This window comes from Pseudomonas sp. E45-MNA-CIBAN-0222, assembly GCF_040310405.1.
Lineage (GTDB): Bacteria > Pseudomonadota > Gammaproteobacteria > Pseudomonadales > Pseudomonadaceae > Stutzerimonas > Stutzerimonas stutzeri_AC.
Map to the genome: position 1 here is coordinate 1 of NZ_JBEOPU010000068.1, position 281 is coordinate 281.

A 281-nucleotide genomic window follows, 5' to 3' on the forward strand; every position below is an offset into this window, starting at 1 on the left:
GGCCTGAGCTTCGCCATCACCCAGTACTTCACCTCTAACTTCATCGGCCCGGAACTGCCGGACATCACCTCGGCCCTGGCCAGCCTGATTTCCTTGACCCTGTTCCTGAAAGTCTGGCAACCCAAGCGCACCGCAGGCGCACAAATTGCCGGGGCAACCTCCAGCGCAGCCGTCACTGCCCGCGTCGGCGGTTTCGGCCAACCTCGTACTTCCGTGGCTTCGCCCTACAGCCTTGGGGAAATTTTCAAAGCCTGGTCACCGTTCCTGATTCTGACGGTACT

Annotated in this window: 1 protein-coding gene; it reads left to right on the forward strand. The window is 60.5% G+C overall.

The window, feature by feature from the left end:
• On the forward strand, positions 1–281 hold a 281-nt coding region (locus tag AAEZ08_RS22800), incomplete at both ends, for an L-lactate permease (protein ID WP_500125159.1).